This window comes from Acinetobacter sp. neg1, from assembly GCF_000788125.1.
Taxonomy (GTDB): Bacteria; Pseudomonadota; Gammaproteobacteria; order Pseudomonadales; family Moraxellaceae; genus Acinetobacter; species Acinetobacter vivianii.
Window position 1 is genome coordinate 230,500 of sequence record NZ_JSZD01000006.1, and the last position, 25,504, is coordinate 256,003.

14 protein-coding genes and 2 pseudogenes are annotated in these 25,504 nt (G+C 32.1%); 9 read left to right on the top strand and 7 right to left on the bottom strand.

The annotated features are described in order from the left end of the window. The first annotated feature begins 370 nt into the window (after positions 1-370). The 5 genes and pseudogenes from PJ15_RS02165 to PJ15_RS02185 form a co-directional block, all read left to right on the top strand. Positions 371-1,393, top strand: a complete 1,023-nt coding sequence (locus PJ15_RS02165; protein WP_047427458.1) for a ComEC/Rec2 family competence protein — start codon at positions 371-373, stop codon at positions 1,391-1,393. Then, positions 1,380-6,497 carry an ATP-binding protein gene (locus PJ15_RS02170; protein WP_227504676.1) on the top strand — a complete coding sequence of 1,706 codons (5,118 nt, stop codon included), beginning with the start codon at positions 1,380-1,382 and terminating at the stop codon, positions 6,495-6,497. The genes PJ15_RS02165 and PJ15_RS02170 overlap by 14 nt, the downstream gene beginning before the upstream one ends. Before the next feature lie 65 nt (positions 6,498-6,562). After that, entirely contained in the window at positions 6,563-11,197 is a 4,635-nt protein-coding gene (locus PJ15_RS02175) for a hypothetical protein (RefSeq protein ID WP_047427461.1), read from the top strand. 268 nt (positions 11,198-11,465) lie between these two features. Next, entirely contained in the window at positions 11,466-11,666 is a 201-nt protein-coding gene (locus tag PJ15_RS18760; RefSeq protein ID WP_227504677.1) for a hypothetical protein, read from the top strand. 332 nt (positions 11,667-11,998) lie between these two features. Further along, positions 11,999-12,184: pseudogene (locus tag PJ15_RS02185) on the top strand (anaerobic dehydrogenase); the annotation flags it as partial. Positions 12,185-12,203: 19 nt separating this feature from the next. Here the strand turns inward: PJ15_RS02185 and PJ15_RS02190 are convergent. Both PJ15_RS02190 and PJ15_RS02195 read right to left on the bottom strand, forming a co-directional pair. After that, positions 12,204-12,923, bottom strand: a complete 720-nt coding sequence (locus PJ15_RS02190) for a hypothetical protein (RefSeq protein ID WP_047427467.1) — start codon at positions 12,921-12,923, stop codon at positions 12,204-12,206. Continuing rightward, positions 12,913-14,562: an RNA-directed DNA polymerase gene (locus PJ15_RS02195; protein ID WP_047427469.1), complete on the bottom strand. Its 1,650-nt coding sequence runs from the start codon at positions 14,560-14,562 to the stop codon at positions 12,913-12,915. Before PJ15_RS02195 ends, PJ15_RS02190 begins: the two co-directional genes overlap by 11 nt. 984 nt (positions 14,563-15,546) lie before the next feature. On the opposite strand from PJ15_RS02195, the gene PJ15_RS02200 reads away from it, so the two are divergent. From PJ15_RS02200 to PJ15_RS02205, 4 genes and pseudogenes are all read left to right on the top strand, one after another. Then, positions 15,547-16,155 carry a hypothetical protein gene (locus PJ15_RS02200; protein WP_047427471.1) on the top strand — a complete coding sequence of 203 codons (609 nt, stop codon included), beginning with the start codon at positions 15,547-15,549 and terminating at the stop codon, positions 16,153-16,155. An 88-nt stretch (positions 16,156-16,243) separates the two neighbouring features. Beyond that, positions 16,244-16,375, top strand: a complete 132-nt coding sequence (locus tag PJ15_RS18880; protein ID WP_264673640.1) for a hypothetical protein — start codon at positions 16,244-16,246, stop codon at positions 16,373-16,375. Positions 16,376-16,426: 51 nt separating this feature from the next. Then, a pseudogene (locus PJ15_RS18765) lies at positions 16,427-16,636 on the top strand (hypothetical protein); the annotation flags it as partial. Further along, complete coding sequence (locus tag PJ15_RS02205; protein WP_047427474.1) at positions 16,633-17,106, top strand: hypothetical protein; 474 nt, start codon at positions 16,633-16,635, stop codon at positions 17,104-17,106. The pseudogene PJ15_RS18765 and the gene PJ15_RS02205, both read left to right, overlap by 4 nt. Positions 17,107-17,264: 158 nt before the next feature. Here PJ15_RS02205 and PJ15_RS02210 read toward each other — a convergent pair whose 3' ends face one another. From PJ15_RS02210 to PJ15_RS02230, 5 genes are all read right to left on the bottom strand, one after another. Continuing rightward, the gene (locus PJ15_RS02210) at positions 17,265-17,702 is read right to left on the bottom strand and encodes a hypothetical protein (protein ID WP_047427477.1); all 438 of its coding nucleotides are present in this window, start codon (positions 17,700-17,702) and stop codon (positions 17,265-17,267) included. Between the two features lies 1 nt (position 17,703). Further along, a complete protein-coding gene (locus PJ15_RS02215; RefSeq protein WP_047427480.1) occupies positions 17,704-20,022 on the bottom strand; it encodes a hypothetical protein in 2,319 nt (772 codons plus the stop codon). Continuing rightward, the gene (locus PJ15_RS02220; RefSeq protein ID WP_047427484.1) at positions 20,012-21,592 is read right to left on the bottom strand and encodes a site-specific integrase; all 1,581 of its coding nucleotides are present in this window, start codon (positions 21,590-21,592) and stop codon (positions 20,012-20,014) included. Before PJ15_RS02220 ends, PJ15_RS02215 begins: the two co-directional genes overlap by 11 nt. A gap of 6 nt (positions 21,593-21,598) precedes the next feature. Beyond that, positions 21,599-22,921 (bottom strand): site-specific integrase, encoded by a 1,323-nt coding sequence (locus tag PJ15_RS02225; protein WP_047427487.1) that lies wholly within the window; start codon positions 22,919-22,921, stop codon positions 21,599-21,601. Between the two features lie 319 nt (positions 22,922-23,240). After that, a complete protein-coding gene (locus PJ15_RS02230) occupies positions 23,241-25,394 on the bottom strand; it encodes a TonB-dependent siderophore receptor (RefSeq protein WP_047427489.1) in 2,154 nt (717 codons plus the stop codon). Positions 25,395-25,504 lie beyond the last annotated feature (110 nt).

A 25,504-nucleotide genomic window follows, 5' to 3' on the forward strand; every position in this document is an offset into this window, starting at 1 on the left:
TAAGGATAGGGAGAAGAAACACTCCCTTATATTTTTTGGAGAAGGATAAGAACTTTGTTTAAGGAATGAGGCATCTACGAAAACTTATTTAACTGAAACAAACATAAAAGTGCATTACTAATTTGACAGATAATAAAACCTAATTTAATCTATATCAGAAATAATGAACAAAATGACAGGTGCTATTTATTTTGCTTATGTTTATATCAAGTTTAGTTCATTTTTATAATTAATCAATATAAAACAAATAGTTAATTAACATATTTTGAATATATTGAAAATAACTTCATGAATTTGCTTTAAAAAATGATTCCATTTTTAATATAAATAGATAAAATATTTATAAATCATCATTTTACATAAGTATTAAATGTTAAAAATTCATGTAATAGATGCGACTCATGGAGATTGTCTTCTTCTTGATTTCGATCATTCAAAAATTCTGATCGATTGTGGTCCAAAATCATTCAAAGCTCGTAGAGATGTACTAGCTAATATAGAAAAGATTTTAGGTGAAAATAGTATTCTTGATATAGCGATAGTCACTCATAATGATGATGACCACATCGGTGGATTTGAATTTTTGCTCGATACTTCTATCAAAATTAACACTATTATTTTTAATAGTCTCCAAGATATTCCTGACATTATAAAAAGCTCACAGAAACAAATCTCATATAACCAAGATAATCTTCTTAGACAAAAATTATTGGAAGAACGTAGAATTCAAATTCAATGTTTGACAAGAAATTCTACTCCTTTGATATTCAAAGATATTAAGTTAACCGCAATAACACCAACAGCTGAAATCCTAGAGCGAATGTTAAAGGATGCTGATTTAAAAAAAGAAAGAGAAGAAAAAAAGAAAAGGCAAAAACAAATTTCAAGTTCGAAAACTGAAGAAGTAAAACCTGCGGAAGCTTTACAAAAAATACAATCTGGTCAAGATACTTTTATAAAAGATACATCTATTACTAATAAATCAAGTATAGGATTGGTCATTGAATATGGAAACTTCTCGGGGCTTTTTCTAGGAGATGCTCATGCTGAAGATGTTGTAGAAGGTTTAAATATCGCAGGTTTTTTAAAACATCAATTTGATGTGGTAAAGATTTCACATCATGGTAGTGAACATAATACAAGTATCGATTTACTAGAGTTTATTGGAAAAACTGAATATATCTTATGTGCTGATAATAAAACAAAGAATAAGCATCCTAATAACATTACCTTAGCTAGAATTCTAAGTTTCGATAAAAATCCAACTATTCATTTAAGCTCAAATAGCTCTAATCTATTAGCAAAAATTGAAGAGTGTAAAAGTCTAGGTTTTAATATTAATGAAAACTATCCTTCTAATGGGGTGAACACACTTAGCTATGAATACAAATAACCTAATACAAGTTCACACACTGACAGATAACTCCAGTGGATATTTTTTCAAGTCATTTGATGATGAGAAGTCATTTGTTACTACATCAAAACATAGCATATGTGACCAAAGGAATAGTTGTGACTTATATCTAAGTAATACGGATGGATGTTGTAGAGTCTGTCCTAAAGAATTTGATACAACAGATATTCAATTATTTAATAACGGTGATACATCAGCTCTTCATATAGAAAAAATTTATTATGAAAAAACAAAAGATTTAGTAATTGTACATGTCACTGAAACTGCTACCAATAAACTAGTAATTAACGAAAAAAGCTGTAGCGACCTCTATGTAGCTTCTGGTTTTAATAGCTTAGAATCTGGAATAACCAACTTAGTATTTGATGCACCTAGAGTCATTGATACACTTATTTATTACAACTTACATTCAGATCCAACTCCTAATTTAATAGAAAAAGAGGATAATTTTCAGGGGATATCAGGCTCAGTAATTTTTACAAATTATGAAGATTACCCGACAGCAAAAGCTCTTATCATTCATAATGAAAATCATAATGATTTTGGGGCAGAAAGTCTTGATACTTTAAATTTCGGTGAAATCAATGAGTTTTTCGAATGCAAAGTTTTTGATCAAAGACTTTACATTCCAGAAGTACAAAAAATTAAAGATATTAGTCAACAAAGTTTAGAATTAATTTCGAAGATAATTGATGGAGTTGAGTTATCTAGACCTTCATTACACAAAGAGTTTGAAGATAAATTAAATTCAGGAAGATTTATACAAATTACAGGTTTGTCAGGTACAGGTAAATCAGTTCTACTAAGACAAATCGCAGAGTCAAAAGTTAATGATTTACCATTTTTATTCATTAAATCAGATCAACTTACGGGAAGTAATACTTGGTTGGAATATCTATCTAGAGTTGGACTACCTAGTTTTTCAATTTCAGAGTGGCTAATAAGTTTGGAAGCCGTTGGGGGAGTTCCTATTGTCTTTATTGATGGTATAGACAGAGTTAGTGAAAATAGTAAACCAATCATTGAAGACTTAATTCGTACAATTTTTAATAATCACGATTTAACCAATTGGAAAATTGTTACTACGTTAAGAGACACTGGACTTGAACCATTAAAAGTATGGGTCGGTACTTTATTGAAGAATATAGCCATCCAAACCTTAAACGTAGATCTTTTAAGCGATGATGATTGTTATACATTAGCTCAACAAATTCCTGGCATTCAGAAGTTATTATTCAGTGATAGTAAAGTCAGAGAGATCATTAGACGTCCATTTTTTGCTAAAATTTTAACAAGTTTAAAAGCCAATAATTTTGAACCTGAGTCAGAACTAGAATTAATAGATGTATGGTGGGAACGGGGCGGATTTAATGCAATTGGTCAATCTATTTATAATCGACAAGATTTTTTAAAAAGACTTTCTGAACTTAAATCTCAAAGCCTTGGTAATAGTGTCAAGCGTAGAGAGATTCAGCCTATCAATGTTTTAGATAGCTTGGTTGTTGACGGGATAGTTCATGTAAATTCTAAAAGTTCTACTGTTGATTTTACACATGACATATTTTATGAATGGTCATTACTTTATCTTCTTCTAGAAGAAGACCAAGACTGGTTAAATAAAATAGAAAGCTTTGGACAACCTTCTTACATAGGTAGGGTTGTAGAATTGCTTGCTCAACGAGAATTTATTGACGATCAGTGGATTAGTCATTTAGAAAACCCAAAATTTAAAGAGCTAAGATCACAATGGTTAAGAGCATGGGTGATTGGACCAATAGGACACCCAAAGTTCATTGAGTTGAGTAGTGGATATACACAAGCCTTACTCGAAAATGATTTTGATCTCTTTAATAAGTTATTGACATGGTTTCAAGCAGAGAAGACTAAAGCAAATCCTGTATTCCTAATACAGTCTGATAAATTAGAGATGGCTATGCAATATCCTTGGCCATCTGATGCTTCACTATGGCGAACACTTCTAGAATATATTTTTAAATTAATCCCAAGCATACCTCCCAAAGTATATCCTCAAATACTGAAGATTTTTGAAGTTTGGCAATATTTAGGTATTCATATACCCTCAAATCAGATGTCTAAAATGCTTTTGGATGTATCAATTCACTGGCTTTTAGAAATTTCTCAAAAAGAAAGATCTAACGATTGGGGACAAATGGTTAACTTAAAAGATTTTAAGTTGGGGCTAATTAACTTAATCTTGGTTTCAATACAATCAAATCCATCCTATATGGAAAAATATTTAAATTTTCTACTTTTGGAAAATGAAGTATCTAGAGATATTTATGCACATATAGTTGGTGCTTCATCCCTTATTTCACAGCATCATCCAAAATTACTTGCTGATTTAACGCTAAAATTTTTATTAGACGAACTGCCTAAAACACGCATAGAACGTGAGGAAAGAAGCTATCAAAGAACAAAGCAATATTATCAAGAGTTACTGGCTAAACCTGAAGAAGAAAGATCAAAAGAAGAACAATTAATGATTGATCGTCGTGCTTTATTTTTTCATCAAGCACCATATCAACAAATTCAGAGTAAGGATTCGGAAAATTTATCAATTAAATATGAATCTAGACACTTTTATCCTAGCTCACCTTTAAAAGAACCATTTTCTTCATTATTGAAGTATTCGGAAGATAGTGGATTACAGCTCATACGTGACCTATCTAACCATGCTATTCAAGCATGGAAACAACTATGTGAAATTTCTGAACAAGTACCTCTACCAACTATTATTGAATTTCCTTGGGGAGAGCAAGAATTTTGGGGAAATGAAAAGCAATATATCTGGAAAAAACCTGTTTGGATAAATAATGCGATTTCATCGGCCTATATGGTGTTAGAAAATTGGTGCTTTGAACAACTAGAGCAAGGGCGAGATTTTGATGAACTCATTCAAAAAATTACTTTAGGGCATGAATCAGTAGCAATTCTTGGTGTAGTAAGTGTTTTAGCCCTAAATAAGCAAGTTATTTCTAATTCTATATTTCCAGTTGTCACTAATTTTAAAATTTTAGAGTTAGATAAGTATCGTTTCCAGCAAGACTTACAGGAACCTAGTACAACTTTTTTAGAGTTTTTACTACGAAATTACTTTATCAACCCTGAATTTCGTGAACTAACAAAAGATAAGTTATCTAATTTCAAAGCTGATCTTCCTTTTAATTTTAAGCATGAGAAGATAGATGAATCCATCATTAAATTTTTAGAGGGACGGGCTGTTTTTTACGCTGAATATGGTAATGCTAAGAATTATTCTTATCAAGAGCTTGAAAATCAAATTAGTTTTGGCTTTAATCATCCTCACTATCAAGAGCAAGCTAACTCCAAAGAACATAAAGAAAAAAATAATTTTTTAATTTTCTCTCAAATTGCTTATTGGGCGGAACAATCATTAATAGCTCAAGAAATTCAAAATACATATACGTTAGAATCAGTCGGTGAATTTTTAAAAAATATAGAAGAAGAAAGCTTATTTCTTGATGCTTGCGATATAGATGATGACACATATGTAATTAGAAGAATGAAACAAAACGCTTTTAGTGCATTAGCAACCATGATCTTCGTCTTTAGAGCTGATTGTACAGAAAGTAAATTAGAATGGGCTCGTGATATTTTAAATCAAGTAGTCCAACTACCATATAGCTCTTATGAAGTAGGATGTCCACAAGCTTCCTTAACTTTTCATCCGAAGAAATTTCTTGCACAGGCTTTAGTGAATGAAATTATTCATGGCACTATGAATGATTTAACTTTCAGTAATCTTCTAAATATTGTAGCGAGCCCATCTCATGAAATTTCATTAGCGGCCCTAAAAGAATGTTTTAAATTATTTGATATACAGCCTAAACTGGTTTGGTCTGCAATTCATTTTGCATTTGCTTTATGTAAAAATCATTTAAAATATCAAATCTATCGATCAGATAAATATCCAGAAGCTCAACAAGAGTTAAAACAGTTATATGAACATCTAAACAACTATTTTAAATCCGGAGATGACTGGTGTTCGTTACCTATACCTGATGCTCCTTGGATGGAATTAGACGAAGAAACATTGCAAAGTAATAAAGAAAGAGAGAGAAAGATTTCTGAATCTTATAATCAATGGTACTACGATGATAAAGATGATTCAAAGTGGGTAAAATCAGATACTCAGTGGGATTATGATTTCTCAGGAAAAGTTATTCATTTACTGCCTGAGAGATTACTTCATGATACCTCCCAAACCTATATTCTCGATTTTTTAAAAAGTTGCTTAGAATGGACTATAGAAAAACAAGAACCTTCTTGGCTCGAAGAAAACCAGAGTTTTGATGATAAAGATATTATTTATGAATGGAATCATAGCTTATCTAGTGCCTTAGCTAGAGCTGTTGGAATATTTCCTACAGAAGAAATCAAATCACAATTCCTTATGCCTCTTCTTAATCTTAAAACAGATGTTTGTTGGGAGTTGCTTTATCCATTCATTGAGAATTATATTTGTCGTTATATTTATGATGCACAAATAATTCCTGACAATGCGTTAGATGTTTTAGATTTATGTTTGGATCGTTTTTTAAAAGCATCGTGTTTTGATAAAAAAAGTTATAGAGCAGGACAAATTTCAGGTTTTGAGTTACCTAAGATTGCAAAATCGTTGATGTTTGTATCATTTGATCAAAATGCACCTTTAGCCAGCAGGTTTGTGAATGGGGATTGGTCTGAAATTGATATAATCTTACCTGTAGTTGATAAGTATGTCCGAGCGGTAGGTTGGACTGAATATGTTATTCACCTATTCTTGAAATTTTGTGAGCGATCAATCAAAAATTATCCATCAAATATTTATGCTGATCAAATCTTAGAACTACTATTATTAGATGAGCAATTGAATTGGAATGAGCAAGTATATCAAAGGATATCTAGCCTTATCCAAATTTTTATAGAGAAGGAACAATCTATGCCAATAGAGTTACGACAAAAATTCTTAAAAATTATTGATTGGTTGGTTGATCACGGTGATCGAAGAAGTGCAGCACTTCAGCAAAGTAGTTTTTTTCAAAAAGTGAAGAGCTCCTGAGTTATAGCCTCATAAGCTTATAGAGCTATTAAATTTTATCGAACATTTATCTAATTGAATATACTATGAATAATGAGAGTTTAATCAAAGTTGTGACCCTAAATTCGGAATCTACAGGGTACCTTTTTTTATCATATGATGAAGCAAAATCATTTGTTATAACTTCTAAGCATAGTATTTGTGATCAAAAGGATAATTGTGACCTGTACAAGGATAAAATAGATGGATGTTGTAGAACATGTCCCAAAGAATTTGCTATAGAAAACATCCATTTATTACAGGAGAAAAATCAAGAAAAACTAAATATTAGTAAAATATTCTACGATAAAAATAAAGACCTTACAATTATTGAGGTTAATGAAAAAGCTACTAATAAATTAACTATTAATGAAGAAATTTATACAGAATCTTATATTGCAAGAGGTTTCAACGAAAAGGATGGTGACTGGATTAATTTAGACTTAGATAAGCCTAAATATTTTGAATCAATGGTCTCTTATCGCCATTTAAGCCCGAATCCAAATTTATTGGAGAAAAATGATAATTTTAAAGGAATATCTGGGTCAGTCGTTTTCACATATCATCAAGATGATTCACTAAAAATAGCAAAAGCGATAATCATCCATAATGAAAGTCATAATGATTTTGGTGCAGAGAATCTTGAAAAAATAGACTTTGATTTCATTAATAATTTTTTCGGATGTCACGTTTTTCATAGGAAAAAAGATATTGAAATAAGCGAATTTGAATTTCTAAAAAAAAATAATTATGAATGGCTGATAGAGACTTTCTCTGATAATAGAGCAGCAAAACACAGTTTTGGTCAACCTTTAGCTCCTAAAGATCCCAAATTATCTAAGCTATTACCTCGAGCAAATCTAATTGGTAGTATTCATACTAATTTATATAAAGAAGATATAATTTTTATATTAGGAAAAGAGGGTGTTGGTAAATCATGGATTGCTGCACAAAGTTGGTTATCCCTAGAGAAGAGACCCTTGCATATTTTTCTTACTGCGCAAGATTTTAGTCAACTCAATAGCGGATTGGAAAATTTTTTAATCAAAAAAATTATTGAACAAACAAACGATGAAGAATGTGAAATCTCCTTTAAAAAATGGAAGAATATATTCAATAAATGGGAAAGTAATTCAAATGAAAACGTTATTAATTTATTGGTGACTATTGATGGAATAAACCAAAAACCTAATGTAAATTGGACTGAGATAATTAATAAAATTTCACATTATTTTTATAAAAAAAGTGTTAAAGTTTTAGTAACATCAAGAAATATATTTTTTAATGAAAGGGTCAGAAGAAAGATTATAGATACTTATAAAACAGTAATAATTACAGATTGGTCTGAGGTGGAAAGAAATGAAATTTTAATAACTAATGGAATTAATCCAAGTTTACTTACTGATAGTGTAGCACATTCCTTATTGAATCCAAGATTACTAAATATTGCTCTAAGCCTATTCGATAAGCAGAAAATTCAAAAAAGTGAAGAGTTAGATGTCAATAGAATACTATTAGAACACATTAGGCAAATGGAATCTGAAAATTATGAAGAAATAACATATACTGAATTTTTAATTAGTCTTCAGAGACATGCACAGGAAATTATAAACAGACTAATCAATAATGAAAAAGATGATCTTAATTACTTTAAAGGAAATCTAAATGCTGTTGCTGAAGGTCGTTTTTTTGAAATTGTAGAAGATGACCTTAATTCATACAAATTAAAAGAGGAGGGTTTAACATTAGCTCTAGCATTAGAAATCATACTTCAATTAAATTCTATGAAGCGAAATAGAAAAAATCTTATTGAAGGCTTGGCTAAAGTTATCGAACCAATAAATGCATTAGATAAAACGTCTGAAATTATTATCTCCTGTTTGACTATATTAGTTATTGAACCTAAATACTATTCTAGAGAAGTTCTAACGTCACTAGTGATGTGTTTTATTTCCCTACAGAATACTGATGAGTTACATCTTAGGTATTTCGCTACAATTGTGGAAAATAAAATTCCTGATTTTATCGATATATTAGAAGATTTGTGTTTAGCTGGTGCTCAACAACCAAATTTTAACTGGGTCAAAAATTCAATTATTTCTATTTCTATCAATTCAAAATCTTGGCCGTGCGTTGAAGAGAAAATAAAGAGTTGGCTTTTATACTATTCATTAGCACCAGATAAAAATATTCCTTATTATTCAAAAAAAGATAATAAAGATCGTTTAGATACTATTGAGAAAAATAAAATTAGAATTTTAGAGAAAATAAATAAACTGTCTGAAAAAGAAAATAGTTTAATTCGTCAATTAACCGAACATACAGGAGATATTGATGTATTAGTTATTACTGCCTTTCATATCTTAGCAGGAAAACCTTTATCAAATTTTGTGCCTGAATTTGTTAGATGGAGTTTCGGTTGTAATTTAAATTCAGGTTATAGCTCTTCACATAAAGATTTTATCAACTTAATTAGATATAACCTTGTTGATTGGGAGGTTACTAGAACGCAATTATTAAGTGAAGCAAAAATATTAAATTGTTCTGAGAATTCAAATGTTGCTAAGTGGGCTTACATAAGAATACTTTTTTCGACTGGTGAGTCCAATGATGCAAAGATTGCAGATGAGCTTGCTGAGAAGCTTAGAACCGATGATTATCCTAGAGGATGGAGAAGAATAGAAGACTATTGTGCTACTGATCCATGTGACCCTGCTTCACTTGAACCAAAAAATATTGAGAAAGCTATTAAAGCGTGTGAAAAACTTGATATTACTCAAGTTTGGAATGACCTAAATCAGACTCATGACAGTATTTCACTACATGAAATTCAAACTGGTTTGGCACGTTTTAGGCCATCAAAAATTATATTAAAATACAGAGAGTTAATTACTGATATTTTATATCGATCTAAATATCCTTTACGATGTGGAATACTTAATATTGATCAACATAATCTTTTGTTTACTAATGAGCATGTTAATAAATTATTAAATTATCATAATCTCAACGACGATTCAGGAATATTTGATGATCTAACTGAAAGTGATAAAAATTTAGTAAATCAGTTTTCAATCATGCAGACTTTACCATTTATTGAACCATTACGACAATTAGAAATTTTAATGAGCTTTAAAAAGGAAGATATTGTTTTTATTGATCTTATTGAAATGATGGAGTCTATAACATCACTAGAATTTGATCAGATTATTGCTAGGCAGTTGCTAGAGCATCAAATATTTAATTTGCTCTGTTATGCAAATATAAAAAAAATTCCCTTAAGTGAACTATATAAAAATTTTTTAAAGGATAATATAAGCAATCACAATTCTTATATAAGAATAGAAGTATTTAAAGCTATTTTTAATTTCGAAGATTTTGATTTATTGAGTGATTTTATTAGGTCAAATTGGAATAATATTTTTTTAGAAAAAAAGGAGCATGAGTTTTTTTATGGGTCATTGTTATGGCTATTGTCAGCAAAACTAAAAATAGTTGAAGAGGATGAGGTTTTTAATAATATTCATCCATGCTCGTATGGTAGTGCAGGTAATTTTCTTTCAACTACTGGACTAAGGAAGATAGCATATGCAATTGATAATGCTTTTAAAGTTATATTTGATACTGAGATTAGCTTTCCAAAGCTAGAAATTATTGAAAACTTATCGCTAGAGGAAAATATTATTTCTCTTTTTCGGGTTGACAGAAGAGAAGAAGTCATTAACCTAGAGCAGCATTTAAAATCACTTTCAGAATCTGGAGAGGATTTCGAAAAAAGGCATAAGTCTCAAAATAACCAATTTAAAGATTATATAAGTTATTTAAAAAAGAATAGTGTTGATCTTATATTAAGAGGGATGTTGCCTGAAGCATTTGATATTATATTGAACTCAGCTCCAGAGCTAAAAGAAAAATGGTTTAATATGTTTATGCAATTTTCAAATGGTAATTTGTCTAAATTTTATAATTTCATATTGTTGTTAGCATATAGTTATTCAAAAAATGATGTGAAAAAATATCAATTAGTTTTGGAGAAAATTAAGAATAGCGAATCATTTATAAATATAACTGTTGGTCAAGAGGAAATTTCATTACAGCAAATGGCAATTTGGGCTGGCTCAAACAAAGAATTGAACTTGTATAGATTTAAATTACTTGATAAATCACTTTCAGATGAAAAAATTTATGATCATGTGCTATCAGCATTATTAAATAATAATGATGTTGTTGTTTATGATTATATTAGAAAAAAAATTAGTTGTGTTGAACCATCTCAAATTGCTAGAGGAGTTCTAGTTGCTGGATGTTTGGATGAAAATAAATTATCTCAAGAGGTGTTTGATAAATATAAAGATTATGATGGAATAATTGGTGATGCTTACAAAGCATCTTTATATATGTATGAAAGAAATTCCTGGTCTAAATATTGGTTTGGAAAAATGGTATCTACAGAAAATAAAGAAGAGTTTTGGCAATATATGATTTTATTTACAAAAATAGTTGATTCAAGATTTTTCATATGGAAAGAATCAATTTTAAATAAAAATATAATTTTCTCTAAATTTTACCAAAGTTTTAGGAATGATATAAATAATCGTTGTAAAAAGTGGAAAAAAGAGCGAGATAAAAAACTATTTGGTAGTGAGCCACCAAATCCTATCTATATCCGCTTAGAAGGTTAACAAGTGAATTATATCTATACTATAAAGAAAGTATGATATTTTTATTAGTTCATTTTATTTATCTTTTAAGAAAAGATGAACTCATATTTTGCTTTTGAGCAGTAACACACTGTATTAGTAGTAATCTTCTTATGGGATACTTGAACATAATATTTTGTATACATTTATTTTTTCTTATTTTACCTCAGTAGGTCTTGGCGATAGATTGGATCTATTAATTTTATTATTTAGAGTATCCTCAATCATTGGGAGTTGGATTACTGAGGTTTTGATTGATAGATCATTAAGTTTAGCAGGCTTTGCTGTTGCAGCTATTCTAATAGGGCTAGCTGGTACTGGTAACTATGCTTGGCTAGTACTGAGTGGTATCGCATTATGTGGTATCACTTTTGGTGGAGCTCAAACTTTATTGCAACAGCAATTGCTGATAATGCTGGTGAAGGTGCTGATGTTGCTCAGTCCATGTTAGTTACTGTTTTTAATTTGGCTATTGCTGGAGGAGGGTTGCTAGGCGGGATTTTTCTTTAAAAAATTGGCCCATCATCACTCACAATAGCAATGTGTATTTTATCAATAATTTCAGTCTATGTTGTATTACAAGCTAAAGCACATGGATTCAGAAATAGATAAACTTTCATATTAGCTTTAGACACTTGGTTGTTAATTTTCAATCTTGTGTCTACCTTCTATGAAATTATTGTTTTAGAACGACAAATTAAAGAGATAGCAAATTAGATACATTTGCATCAGAATGGTGAAGAATTAAGGAGTATATCTAAAAAAGGATATGTAGAGGTAGCAGTTGAAATAGATACAGGCATGCAAAAAGGAATTGTTTCTCAACCCCATAGTTATGATATGCGCAATCAAGAAGGAGATTATATTGGTCCAAGGCTCAATATGTTGACATCAGGTGTTCATTGTGAGCCTTTTACGAAAACACCATATCTCAAATATGTTCCTGTTAAACAAGAGAAAGTAGTTTAAATTTCTGCTTTTTAAAATTTTAATGCATTGATCTTGTTCCAATTATTGAAATAAATAATTGAAATATTTCTAGTTTAGTTCTACCACTACTGATCACATTTATAAAATTATTGAAATTAAATCTAACCATGAACCCTAATCTGGGATTAAGTAAAATCACTTCTTCCCATTCTTCTGTTTTCTTCTCAAGAGAACCCGCATAACTTAATAACCAGTACATCGCAATCTGGCGATAGTCGGCTGCAGAAAATCTTCGATTAGTACATTTAACCTCTATCAAAGTGTTTCCTAAAGAAAAATCACCTTGGCTAGTTGAAATCCATTCAATACCAGGAATTATAGGATTAAAATTAATAACTTCATGGGAATCGGAAGATAATTGTATCAATACTTTTGCTATATTATTACCCACCATTTCAGCTATTTCTTTGTCGATATAATTTAGTGAGTTAGGGGCAACAGCATCATAAAATACGTTTTGTCTTTGAATGGCAGAAAGAAAACACTTTTCCCAGTCAATCTGCGCAAATTTGATTAAATGCTCTCCTGCAGCATAACCAAGCTCAAAAAGCATGGCAGGTTTAAGAGTTGTTTTTTTTAAATAAATAGGAGAGATAGGCTCACATACATCTTTAGAAAATGAATTGAAATGTGCGACTAGACCAGGAGTAAGTTGTGGAAATATTTCATCAAAAATTCCTGGAATATTACGTGCAACTGTTCTTGGATCATACTGCATTAGCTGCTCCTGCTGCCCAATCAAGAAATACTTTTGAAAATTGAGGGCCATCTAATTCATGATTTTCTATACCTAATAACCAAGAAGTTTCAGAGTTCGCTTTTAGTTGGGCTCTCATACCATTGCCTTGATCACCAAATTTGTAAGAGGCTAACCATAGTAACCTTTGACTATTTTTATCAAGTCGACTCCATTTATTACGTAATTCAGTAAAGGCATTCCGATCATGCCAATAACGCCAGCAATCAATGCATGCTCTCTTTATCGTTTCTGAATTTGTTTGTATATATAGGTCATGTATGAATTTTGATCGAGTGGGGTTGTTCTGAAAGCGAAGGCAGCGTAAAAAATGAAGTAAATTAGTATCCACTTCGAGTAAATGTGCAGCATTAAAAATTATCTGATCAATTAAGTTATCAATCCCAGCACTAATCGATAAAAAGTTTTTATCGCTTCTTAAATAAAATATACCTCGCATAATTGTAGACCAAGAGGATCTAAAAGCATGAATATTATGTACATTTAATAATGTAGAGGCTAACTCAAGAGCCACAATAGGTTCCTGAAGTCTCATTGTTCTACCAATTTGTGTGATCAAAAAAGAATCAGGAATGGACTTTTCTAATTCCCTGTTAAGTAAGCGTCGAATTTCAAGACTTTCAACTGTTTCTTTTAATGTCTCGTAGTCTTCACGAGGTGTATCGGAATAAGGATCAAATCGAAGATCAATAGTCCTTAACTTTGAACTTTCCTCATCATGATCGCCTAACTGAGCTGAAACATAATCAACATAATTTTTAGCTGAAAGGAAAACTGTTTTGGTTTTATTTATAGTAAGGCCGTAATTAGCCAATGAATGTGCAAGAGTACTAAGCGCTTTGTAAGCTTCTGCATATGTTTTTGCAATGAACACATAATCATCTACATATCGGTACCACTCTATACCAGCTGATGTCATTGCATCATCAACATATTTCAAGAAGAGTTCTGCTAATATTCTTGAGCCTTGGCCGCCGACTGGTAAACCAAATGAGCGACCAGCAGAAAACTTTCCTAAAAGTGCATTAATTTGCTTCGCTACTATTGATCCATTATTCCCTAAATCACTTATGAAGTTTTCAATATGATGATGAGATAATTGGTTATAGAAGCTAGATATATCAGTTTGTACAACAACAGCTTCGGTACCACTTAAAAGTGATTTTTCTATAGTAGTTTGTTTATATTTTCTCCAGGAATATTCTGAATCAAAGAGTTCAGTATCACCATTTGATTTAAATCTATAAGAAAAAGTACGTGGCGAGCGTAAAGGTTCAAGTTTTTCCGCAATAGCTATTCCTAAGCCATTAAAATAAATATTCCAAAAAGGATGAATCTTAGTGATGACTCTAAATCCTGCAGGTCCGGAAGGAGCAATTAAGCGCTCACTGAAAACATCGAGAGCTGTTATTTTTCGACTATTTTCCTTTAACGGACCTTTCTTGAGATTGTCATAAAATTCAAATGCTATATGGGCCAATTCCTTAGCCTTATCCCCACAAAATTTGGTATCTATATCAAAAGGTAACGTATCATTATCTCCATGAGCAGCAATTTCCATAGAAGCTCGTTTAAAATGATCAAATGTAGGGCTTGGCAATTTTTATTCTCCAAATCTGAGCTTGGTTTAGCTTTATCAATTTATGTTGTAAATACTAAAGCACTAAAAAGCAATAAGAATTTTATATAAGGAAGTATTTTTTTAAAAATTCTTGGGTGAACTCTAATTTAATATATAAAACAAAATACTTTTAAAGTTTCCACTTTTATAAGATTTTCCTTCAGCCAATTGTTGGATAAGTATTAACGGCTGTTAATGTGATTTATTATTCATTAGAAATGACTTCTAAAAAGGTTCTTACTACAGGTAAAGACTGAGATTTTTGTATGTTACAAGAGTGTTTCCCCATCCTTTTTCGGAATCTACTTATCATTCCTTTTCCCAATAATGTTAGTTGCGAAAGCTAGAATATTTAGAACAAGAAGTGGATTTTGCTCAGATAACTGTTCTGTCAATTATAGCTATATTTTAGAACTACATAATTATGTTTGAGAAAATACAAGAAGGGAACTGATTGACTAGATTATAGTGCAGGTAAAATTGACTTAAGCCCTAGATGAAATTAATATGGGCTCGCTGGCCTACATTGCCAGTCGGTTTTAGCAGACCGTCGATCCAGCACGGAAAATAGCCTGTCTATTTTTTGTGGACCTTCTCGTCCCCCTTTTATCTTTATGGTAGGACAGAAGGGGGACACCTTCGGGTGTGCTGGTTCCTTGGATCCCAGTCTGCTAACCCTCTTTTGTTCTGCCACCATTATTTAGCAGTGATATGGCAGAACTTCTTAAGATTCAAGGAGCTTCATATGCTGTATCTTTCTTTTCTGATATGTGCCTTATCCCATGTTCAACCTGATTGTACGTTTCAACGAGGGCTAGACGGCTAATCTTATTATTCGTCTCTATTAAAACATCATTTTTACAAGAACAATCCAACGGTGGATGGCTAAGTCACTCCTATAAAAATAAAACTTTTTATATCTGCTGGTGATTGTGAATTGTATTGAACATGCGGGAAACAACCATGACTGAATTAACAAAACCTAAAATCATTCCAATCGAAAACCGTCCACAGAAATCCAAATTATTTTTAAAATGTGTAGTTTTGCCAATTGTGATCTTTCTGATTGTTGCCAAAATCTTTTCCTTTGGTGCTTTCGCTTATATCTTCTTTGGCTTTGACCTGTTTTGGTTTGTGATCATTTACTATCTCTATCAATATGGAAATACATATTTTGATGGGATGACCGAGCAACTGAAACGCCAAGGGGAAACTTTTAACTATCAAAATCGTGGTGTCTGGATTAATAGTCAGGACAAAACCATCATCCTGTTTGATCAGCCGGATCAACGCCTAGTCAAATATTCTTTTGACTACATTACCTCTGTAGGACATTACAATTTGGTTGAAGATCGCTTCAGAACTACGACCACTGTGATCAGTAATCCGATGATGGGAATTCGTGTTAATCAGCAAGAGCATCGGACACCGATGAAACGAGAGTTTCAAGTCAATATTGGCACACGAGATCCATTCAAATCAAATTACAGTCTAAAAGTACTATTTCCTTGGCGTAGTCCACAAATGGTCAGTGAAATCCGTCAGCTGCTTTCAGCTGAACATTATCAATAATCAATGTGAAGCGATTAAAAAATAAATATTTTACATGAGCACTTCTTGCGGGCAGCAAAAGCCCGTAGGAGATGCAAGGATCATTAAAATGAAAATTCGATTTGAACAATTACTGATCAGCAGTACGACATTGTTGCTGATGCAGTGCGTGATGACTCAACTAATTTCTACATCCAAGCCATTTACATTAGAGCGGGGCTTAACTTGCCTAGAGGGCTAAGAAAGAACAATCCATGAGTAACAGCTTAGCCTGGATGGGCAATTGAATGGCCATCAAGAACGTAGTTTTTATTTGATGCATTAGATTGAATATAAAGACTATCCCTTAAAACTTCGTGTTGCACGAGGTACCGCCTTACCTGAAGAATGGGATGACTTACCTGTTTATGTCTATAAAGTTGCAAAGAGCTGGAAGCATAATTCTAGAAGAAGACATCAGTATCATAAACAAGATATAAAGAAAGGACTTATTGTATTATGAATAATAATATTGTGAATGATGATACTGAACGGAATGCTATTTCAGAAACTCTGGAAAGCTTCCTTGTTGATAGGCTTAAATACTCAAAGAAAAAAACTCATTTTACTATAAGGGAGTTGGACGGAAAAACTAAATGTTTCACAAGTTTTTTTGCAGGGAGGTCATCAGTTGGGAAGCCTAATGAATTTTATATTCGATTTGGAGAGCATGGTTATAAGAAGGCTAACAGCAAATATATTATTGTTGCCCGACTAGCATTTCATCATAGAAATAAAGGACATGGAACAGCCTTTCTTAAATATTTATGCTTATTTGGTGAAAAATTTGGTTATGAGTTTTTAGAAATAGAATGTCCTAATTCTGATTGCAGGGCATTCATGAAAAAAATAGGCTTTAAGGATCAGCTGTACCTTCCAATTTTAGAACTGAAGCAATCTATTCAAACATATGAAGCTCAAAAATTAACTTGAATAGAAAACAAAAAATAAGCTTGAGATTTTTATTATTTGTAATAAATTGGCTTTGTTACACAAACCTATTTTAGGAGACATCTTCAGCCTTTGTTGGCTTAGTTCATATTCAATTAGACTTTTAGTATGTCATTGAACAACGTTATTCACCAAATATATTATTTATTTTCTAAATATTTCTTCAACAAATGTGGTGCCAAAAGATGATCTACTTTTAAGTTCGTTCTTAGTTTTACTTCTTCGATAATATTTATAAGTGTTTCTGTATTCTGATGAAGTTGTGATTCCAAATCGTCAATATGTATGCGTAAATTTTTATTGGTATCAGTAAGAGCCTGTCTTGTCTTTTTATTCACATAAAGTTGCTGCTCTTTAGTCTTCAGGTACAGTGGCGAAATCTGCTCAGATACATACAGAGATATGAGCTTCTTCCGTTCAGCTGAACTTAAAGTACTTAACCCACCTGATATATACCCCTTAGCTGTTAAGCGACTATGAAGAACTTTATGTGAAATAGGGGATTTCTCAAAACCTTCAACCAACATCATTTGTAATTCTTGTTCGATAACTTCATCCAATTGTTTACCACGTAACATATCAAACTTCCTTAGTTTCAATTTTTTGCTGTTCTATAGCGAATAGTTCACTTAAGGTTGTTGGTAATTTAGTGATCGTATCACCATAAGGAAAAATAGGAATAGGAGTTAAACTATTCTGTCTATCAAGTGCTTTTGTCTTTAAGTCACTTAAAAAAAGTATTTTTTGACGTAAATCCTCAAGCATTTCGCTATAAGATAGATCATGAACTACTATTTTCTCTATATGTGAAAATTCGCCAAGTAATTTATCTAACGTATGCTGCAAGGCTTGTAATTCTCCTTTACGACCAGTCAATGCAAAGTTTCCACATTGATCACCTGATTGGCAGGATAGACGTTTAGGGCAATCATGGACTGCTATTTCACGCATACAGCCGCCAAAAGGTAAGGGATGTAAATTTCCATGACGCTGGACTAACTCATCTGCATCTTTTTCATTAGTCTTGGTTAATTCATTGAACGATTGAGTGATGTCTTCAAAGTATTCATCAAAGAATGATTTTTTAATGTAATTAGCAACTTCATTCTTTGAATCAAAAGACTGTAAATTCATTTTGATATTGTTTTCCAGGTCTAATTTCTCTGAAAAAAACATTAACCCATCTTTTTTAATGGTATCGACTGGAGGTTCTATTTTGACTTCTTGCGTATTTTTTCTATAACTTTCTAGTTGATATTTTTCTAAAACACTTGTTGCTATTTTACGTTGCTTTAAAGCTAGATGATGATAATATTGATTTTGCTTTATATCAACACGTCCCATAAGCATGGCTTGCAAATGTTCAGACAAACCACTGAGGGCCAAAAAAGTATTAATATTATGCCGAGGAATATGAGAACCTAACCTAGAATATTCTTTATCATTTTCTAGTAAATTATACTTCTGAAATATTGACAGGCTTTCACTACCGCCTAAAAAACTATTTATATTTGTGGTTTGAAAAGGAATTACATTAGCTTTAAAGCTAAAAAATCTTTTTAATGAAGTTGATTTAAATTCATGAATAAAAAGTAAATCTTCAAAAGCAATTTTTTCTATTCTTCCTTCATAGTTAAACACATGATCTATTGAAAACTCAGAATCATAATTTGCTAATTTTTTTATAAATTCATTTATGTCTTTCTTTAAATAATACTTATCAGTTTTGTTGTTTTTTTTGATATAAACTTCTTTAAAAATTGGAATATTCTTAGCAGCCGTAGTAATGTAGCTTCTGGTTTTTTTATGAATTGCAATATTAAAAATTGAACCCACAAAATCATCTAACTCAATAAAATCTTCTCTAATCTCATCAATTACTTTGGGTAAAAAATCAGAGCAATTTTTTGATCTAATATATTGAAGATGCTCTCTAGACTCTTTTGTTAGCTCTATAACTGATTGAAAAATTGTTTCAACAAGACTTATAGCAAGTGGCTCAACCCAATGTATTCTAAATCCAGCACCTTTTGCTCCATGATATTGAATCCCTAGTGTATATTGTTTGATACCATCTAAAGTTAAGTGTTCTTTAGTTATTGGATCTAGTAAAGGCTGTTTAATCAAGGCATCTGTTTTTAAAAGAAGTACTTCTGTTGATCTCAAACCCGTAACTATAAGCAATAATAAAAAGTTAAGAATGATTTTCTCGCTATTTCTTTCGCATAAATTTATTAGTGAGGCAATATTGATAAATGTACGGATAGAAATGAGTTTTTCCTTATCAATATCATCCTCATCTAATTCCAACTGATCTATTAATGCTTTTGTTTTCTTTGCATTGGGTGTCCTATTTTTTGCATTTATATATAGATATTTTTGAGAGAATTCCAATGTTTTTTCGGTAAAAGCATAGTGATTTAGCATTTCTTGTAATCTAAGATACGTACCCGCATGATCAGGAAGGTTTGTTTTGCTCGAGTTTTCAGCTAGTACTTTAAATGAGTTTTCTAAAGTTAATGTGGATATGAAGCAGGGGTGAGTGTTCACGGGATTAGTTTTACATAATTCACTATACCAACGCTTGAGCACCAGAACTTCGGCATATAATTTTTGTGGTGAAGTTTTTGAATTAGCTTTTCTATAACTGAGAACCATTATGGCTTTAATGAACTCTTGGTATGTTATATCTATTGAAAGGTCTTCAATGCCTTTCATTCTTTTCACTGTTTGAAATGAAAAGTGTGTTTTTCCACTACGGGAAAGTAACCAGCCTGAACCAATAGTACCTCCAGCCCATTCCGGATCACTCCATAACCATTTAAACTTTGGTTTGATATTTTCCTCAAAAAAAATTTTCTGTTCTTCTATAAAAGCTTTATATTTTTCAAGATTCATAAATGTTACCCTTGTGTATTGCACAACGAGCAATTACGGATTCAATTTCAAATTTAGTTGATTCATGAACCCTAATCAATGGATTCCTAGATACACCTATACCATCAGATAGCTTAATTAAATCATTAATTTCGTTTTGAATATCCTCTAAAACTTTGCTGTGATTAGCATCGATAAAGGGATGAAAATACATACAACCGTAACAGTTCCGAACAGGCTGGAATAAACACTTTTCTACATAAGAGCACCCACCAATATCGTAATGAATTGTGCTGCCAACATTACCTAAAACTTTTTTTTGGTTCCAATCTTTCTTATAAACTAGTCTTCCTGTGAGGAGCATAGCGATCATTTGTCTGTATAAAGAATTTTTGCCAAGCGCCTGTGCTCTAATTTGTGCTAATTCTGGCGTAGAAAAAATATAATGCCTTGCGGTTACAACAGAAGAATGGCCTAAGATATATGCTATTTCTTCAGCTGAAGATCCCGCCATCGCTAGGCTATAGCCAACATGATGCCTAAAATCAGAATAAGAGTACTTTTGTCTTATCATTTCACCTGCATGAACAGCATCTCTGTATTTTTCAGGAGCAAAATCAAATAACTGTGTATTAATAGCCGTTGAACAGAAACGAGCAGAATTTTCGCCTAGATCAAATAGCTTATCATTTGGTTTTAACTTAAATCTTTTAATATAGGCGAAAATAATTTCAGCAATTTCCTCTGGTAATTTTACAGATATTTTTTCATGTACATATCTTGCTTGCTTTGCATAAGGGATAAGTATGCTATAGCGCTGAAAATTATCTATTTCACGAGTCGTATCTATTTTAAGATTTTCTACCGATAATTTAGCTAATTGTACAGGTCTCAGTCCTGTTACATACACCAATCCTAGTATTGAGGAGTATAGAAGTGTTTGATTAGTTATGTTTTTTTTAGATTCCTTTATTTCCTTAATTAACTTAGAAAAACCCTGTTGAATCACAGAGATAAGAGCATAATCAATACAATCCTCATATTCTTGATAGAATAATTTTGAATTAAAAGACTTAGGTCTAGGAATAAACTCTAGTTCAAAATCATCATCAATGTCAAAATGCGGAAAGTCTTCTACTATTAAGAGTTTCAATAAAAATTTAGTATGAGAATATTTGTTATAATTTTTTTCTTCTTTTGCAAATTCAATCAATGTTTTTTTTAAATTTTCATAACTAAAAACCAACTTATTTTTTTTTAAATATTTAATTAAGAATCTAAAAGAATAAAATATATTACTCAAATTAGATGGTGTATTCTTTTGAATATACATTATAAGGAAAAATTTAGCTAATATAATCTCACTTTCATAAAGAGCTGAAAAATCTATTTTTTCTTTTGTTCCAGAATAATAGAAATGCCAAGTGTTATCTGTTGAAATTATAAATTTATCATCAAATTTATCAGCAGTTAAAAATTTGACAATCTTAGGTAATTTTTTATCTATACTTTGAAGGGCTGTCAGCTGTTTCTCATTAAAAATAGAAACAGGATGAAATTCCTGTTCTGTAAAAAGGTCAAATTGCACCATTTTTTATCATTCCAATAATTCTTCAGATATACGTTTTAAATTTAAGAGGTTTGCACTATCTACAATAAAGCGTTTAGCGTAGTAGCTTGGCATTATGCTATTAGCACTCCAACCCCCTAATACACGCAGATCTTCTTGGGCTTGTTGCATATTTTCGTCATTGTCGATTAGACCTTTAGCTTGATACTTTTTTATTGCAAAAGCTAATGTGATATAAGCCCAGGTATGTCGGCAAACATGAGGCGTGATTTTGTGGATAGAATCAACCTTATTGTTATCAAAATATATAGGATGTAAGTACCTGAAGACTTTATCAATTTTGTTAAAAATTATATTAATTGCAGAGTAACTTAATGGGGAGTAGGGTGGTTTCAAAGATGTAAACAAGATATCAGATTCACCACAACTCCTTATGTAATTGATATACATAACTAAAAAATTATAATCCTTTTGATTCAACTTTATAACTCTATATGACTGTTCATTTTTAATACTTGGCTTTCTCATCCTAGTATCATTTTCATCATCAGTATTTGTAACTATAAGGCTATAAGAATCAGAATTAATTGATTTTTTAATTGATTTCTCTGTCAATAACATTAGCTCACCAACTCTCAATCCGTAATTCAGCATGAGATGTACGATTAAGAAATTACGAAGCTGATGTGGTTGAGTTGAAAAAGGATTGTTAGGGTTAGTTTTGTTTTTTTGATCTGGCCGAATTACTTCATAAAGATTAGCAACCATCTCATTGCTTAAGCTTTTAAAGCTATGATTTATAGTATTTTTTACAGTTAAGCTTCGTTTAGAAAACTTTCCAAATATCTTTTTTTTATTCAATAAGAATCTATCTATTTTTTTCCTATGGCTCGTTATTTCTTTAATCGTAAGATCCTGATTTCTAATATTCCAATACTCATCCAAGAGAAAAACAAAGAACTTAATTACAGACCTCAGACGTTGTGTAATAGTCTTATAATTGACATCAGTATTTGATCTAAGTCGAATCAAATTCATTTCTAATTTTTTATTATTTTCTAGAAAAACAATAAAATTATCTATTTCATGCACATAGACTTCAGGTGTGTATCCAGAAGAAAAAAATGACTCACAGAACAAAGTTGAATATTTTAAAAACCAGAATTCATACCAAAGCTTTATTGCGAGCATATCAGATTGTTGCGTAGCAAAACTTTGAAATCTTAAAGCAGTTAAGGAATAGAGGAACGGATAAAGACATGGCGAAGTAGTAGAGGCATCAAACAGCAAGACTATCCGATTTTGAATAAACTTCTTTTTTGAAAGCTGAATTGTTTTTATGAAAAGCATGAGCTGTTTGTAAACTTTGTGAAGTATTTAAGATATAAACATAACTAAAAAAAGTCTGTTTTAATTTGTACTGTAAGTAACTGAATTATAGTTGATGGAACAAGTTTATGAACTTAATGTCACCTGTATCAAATTTAACATAATGTACATTATGCGAAATAATTGTAATTTATTAAGATCACGACTTGTTCCTCACCAAACTCTAATTTTGTGGCTTCTAATTGCTCTATACGAATCTAAATAAAAACGGCGTAAACTTATTTGATGATTTAAAGTTTACGCCGTGATGCTTTCTCGGTATTTTAAATTCTATGGCAAATTAAAAATTCACAGTCCACGACAACTGTGCTGTACGTGGCGCACCCAAGAATAAATAATCATCCCCAACAAAATTACCTACATCGCGCCAGTATTTTTTATTCAATAAATTATCGACATTCAATCTCAATGTATTGTCATAACCGTACGCATGAAAGTTATACGCAGCGCCAGCATCAAATACGCTATAGCCTGACACCTTCACTGTGCCTGTTTTATTGGCATATTTACTGCTGCTGTACTGCATACCTGCCAATAACCGTAATCCATCAATTTGTGGCACTTGATAAGATAAATGACTGGCAAAACGTACATTTGGCACATTTTGAGTCTGATGTCCTCTATATTCAGTTACTTGTACATCTTTAAGTCGTGAACGTGTCAATGCCAGACTTGATGTAATATCCAGATTTTCACCTAAACGGCCTTGTAAACCGAATTCCAATCCAAGGTTGTGCTGTTCACCTTCAGCAATATAATTATTGGCTGCATTGGTGTACTGATTGTCTTGTTTTAAATCAAATAATGCTGCTGTAAAGAGAAAATCTTGCCATTGCTGTTTCATACCCAATTCATATTGAGTCGAATGTATTGGTGCTAGCGTTATAGGCGCATTATTGGTAAACCAAGGTGCCTGACCACCATCGCTTAAACCTTTGGCATAAGATGCATATAAGTGCGTGCGTTCCCAAGGTTGATACATCACGGCAAATTGCGGCAAGAAGCGATTAAAGTCGGTCTTTCGAATGCGCTGACCATCTGTTTGATAAGCATTTTCATCTAAATGTAAAAGTTTTCCACCTGCTAAAACTGACCAAGCCGCATTAAAATCAATCTGGTCAATCAATGTTAATGCGGTTTGCTGGCTTTCTAAAGACTTGTAGTGATTCGCCAAACGCTTATCAGTTGGCAGATACGCGATGCTATCCTGATAAATATTGCCTGAACCAACCATTTCATTTATTGCATCATATTGTGAATGGCGTTTAGCTGTGTGTGACAATTCTGCACTGAGATTGTGTTGCCATGTACCGGTATTAAATTTACCGTTTATGCCAGCCTTAAATTGATTAGTGAGATAACTATCATCTGGATTGCGGAAGTCATAAATATCGTAATTACCATTCGGGTCAAAAGTATTACTTTGCGCCTGACAACACCCCCAAGCAAATGATGAATAGTCATCTACCACAACACGGCTTTGTGAAGCACTTAAATGCGACGTCCAGTTGTCATTGATCTGATAAGTATATTTTAATCCTGTATTCAAGCTATCACTGCTTACAGGTTTACTCCAGCTTTGATAACCCAGTAAACGATCCCATTTCACACCACTTGGTACGGCGTTTCCACCTAATAATTGATAACCTGGTACAGAACGCTGACGTTGATGTTGTGATTCAAGATCAAATTCGAGTTTGGAACGATCTGAGATTTTCCAGTCTAAAGCGACTGAACCGAATAAACGACGTCCATTGGCATGTTCAACATAAGGATGAATTTCTTCATTCGCCAGATTAATCCGGTAACCAAATTGTTGCTGCTCGCCCAACAACCCACCCAGATCTGTTGCAACGCGGTAGCCACCTTCACTATCAGTACCTACGGTAATCGACTGTATGTCTTTAGGACGCTTAGTCACGTAATTGACCACACCACCGGGTGTTGACATGCCACTTTGAATTGCACTAATTCCTTTCAGGATTTCAACCTGTTCTTTATTTTCAAGCGCTACATTTTGCTCACCGCGAATCACATTGCCATTCAGCAAATAACTTGAACCCAGATTCAGCGCAAAACCACGCATTACAAAGTTCGGATAATAGCCAATCGGTGCATAGCCATCCCCTACTGCTGCATCATTCTTTACCACATCTGTGAGTGTTTTTGCATGTTGATCTGCAATACGTTCAGCTGTGATAGTACTGATTGATGCAGGTATTTCGGCCAGACTGTGTTGATTAAAACCAGTTAAATTGACTTTAGGTTGATAATACGCACTTTCCGCAGCCTGAGCATTGACTGTAATGGTGGCAAGCCGAGTGGTTTCGCTTTCAGTTTCGGCCTGTGCCACTGTGGAGAGTAACCCTAAACATGAAAATGAGCCAACTGCCAGTAATGCTGTTTGTAAACGAGAAAGTGGAAAGGTTTTCACAGTATTTGCCGAGTCCTAAAAAATAATTTTACAGTCCGAATTTGCGGCACGAGTATTCACAATTTCTTTAGATTGGACAAGCATATTTTCCATCTATCTAAGACTTTTTC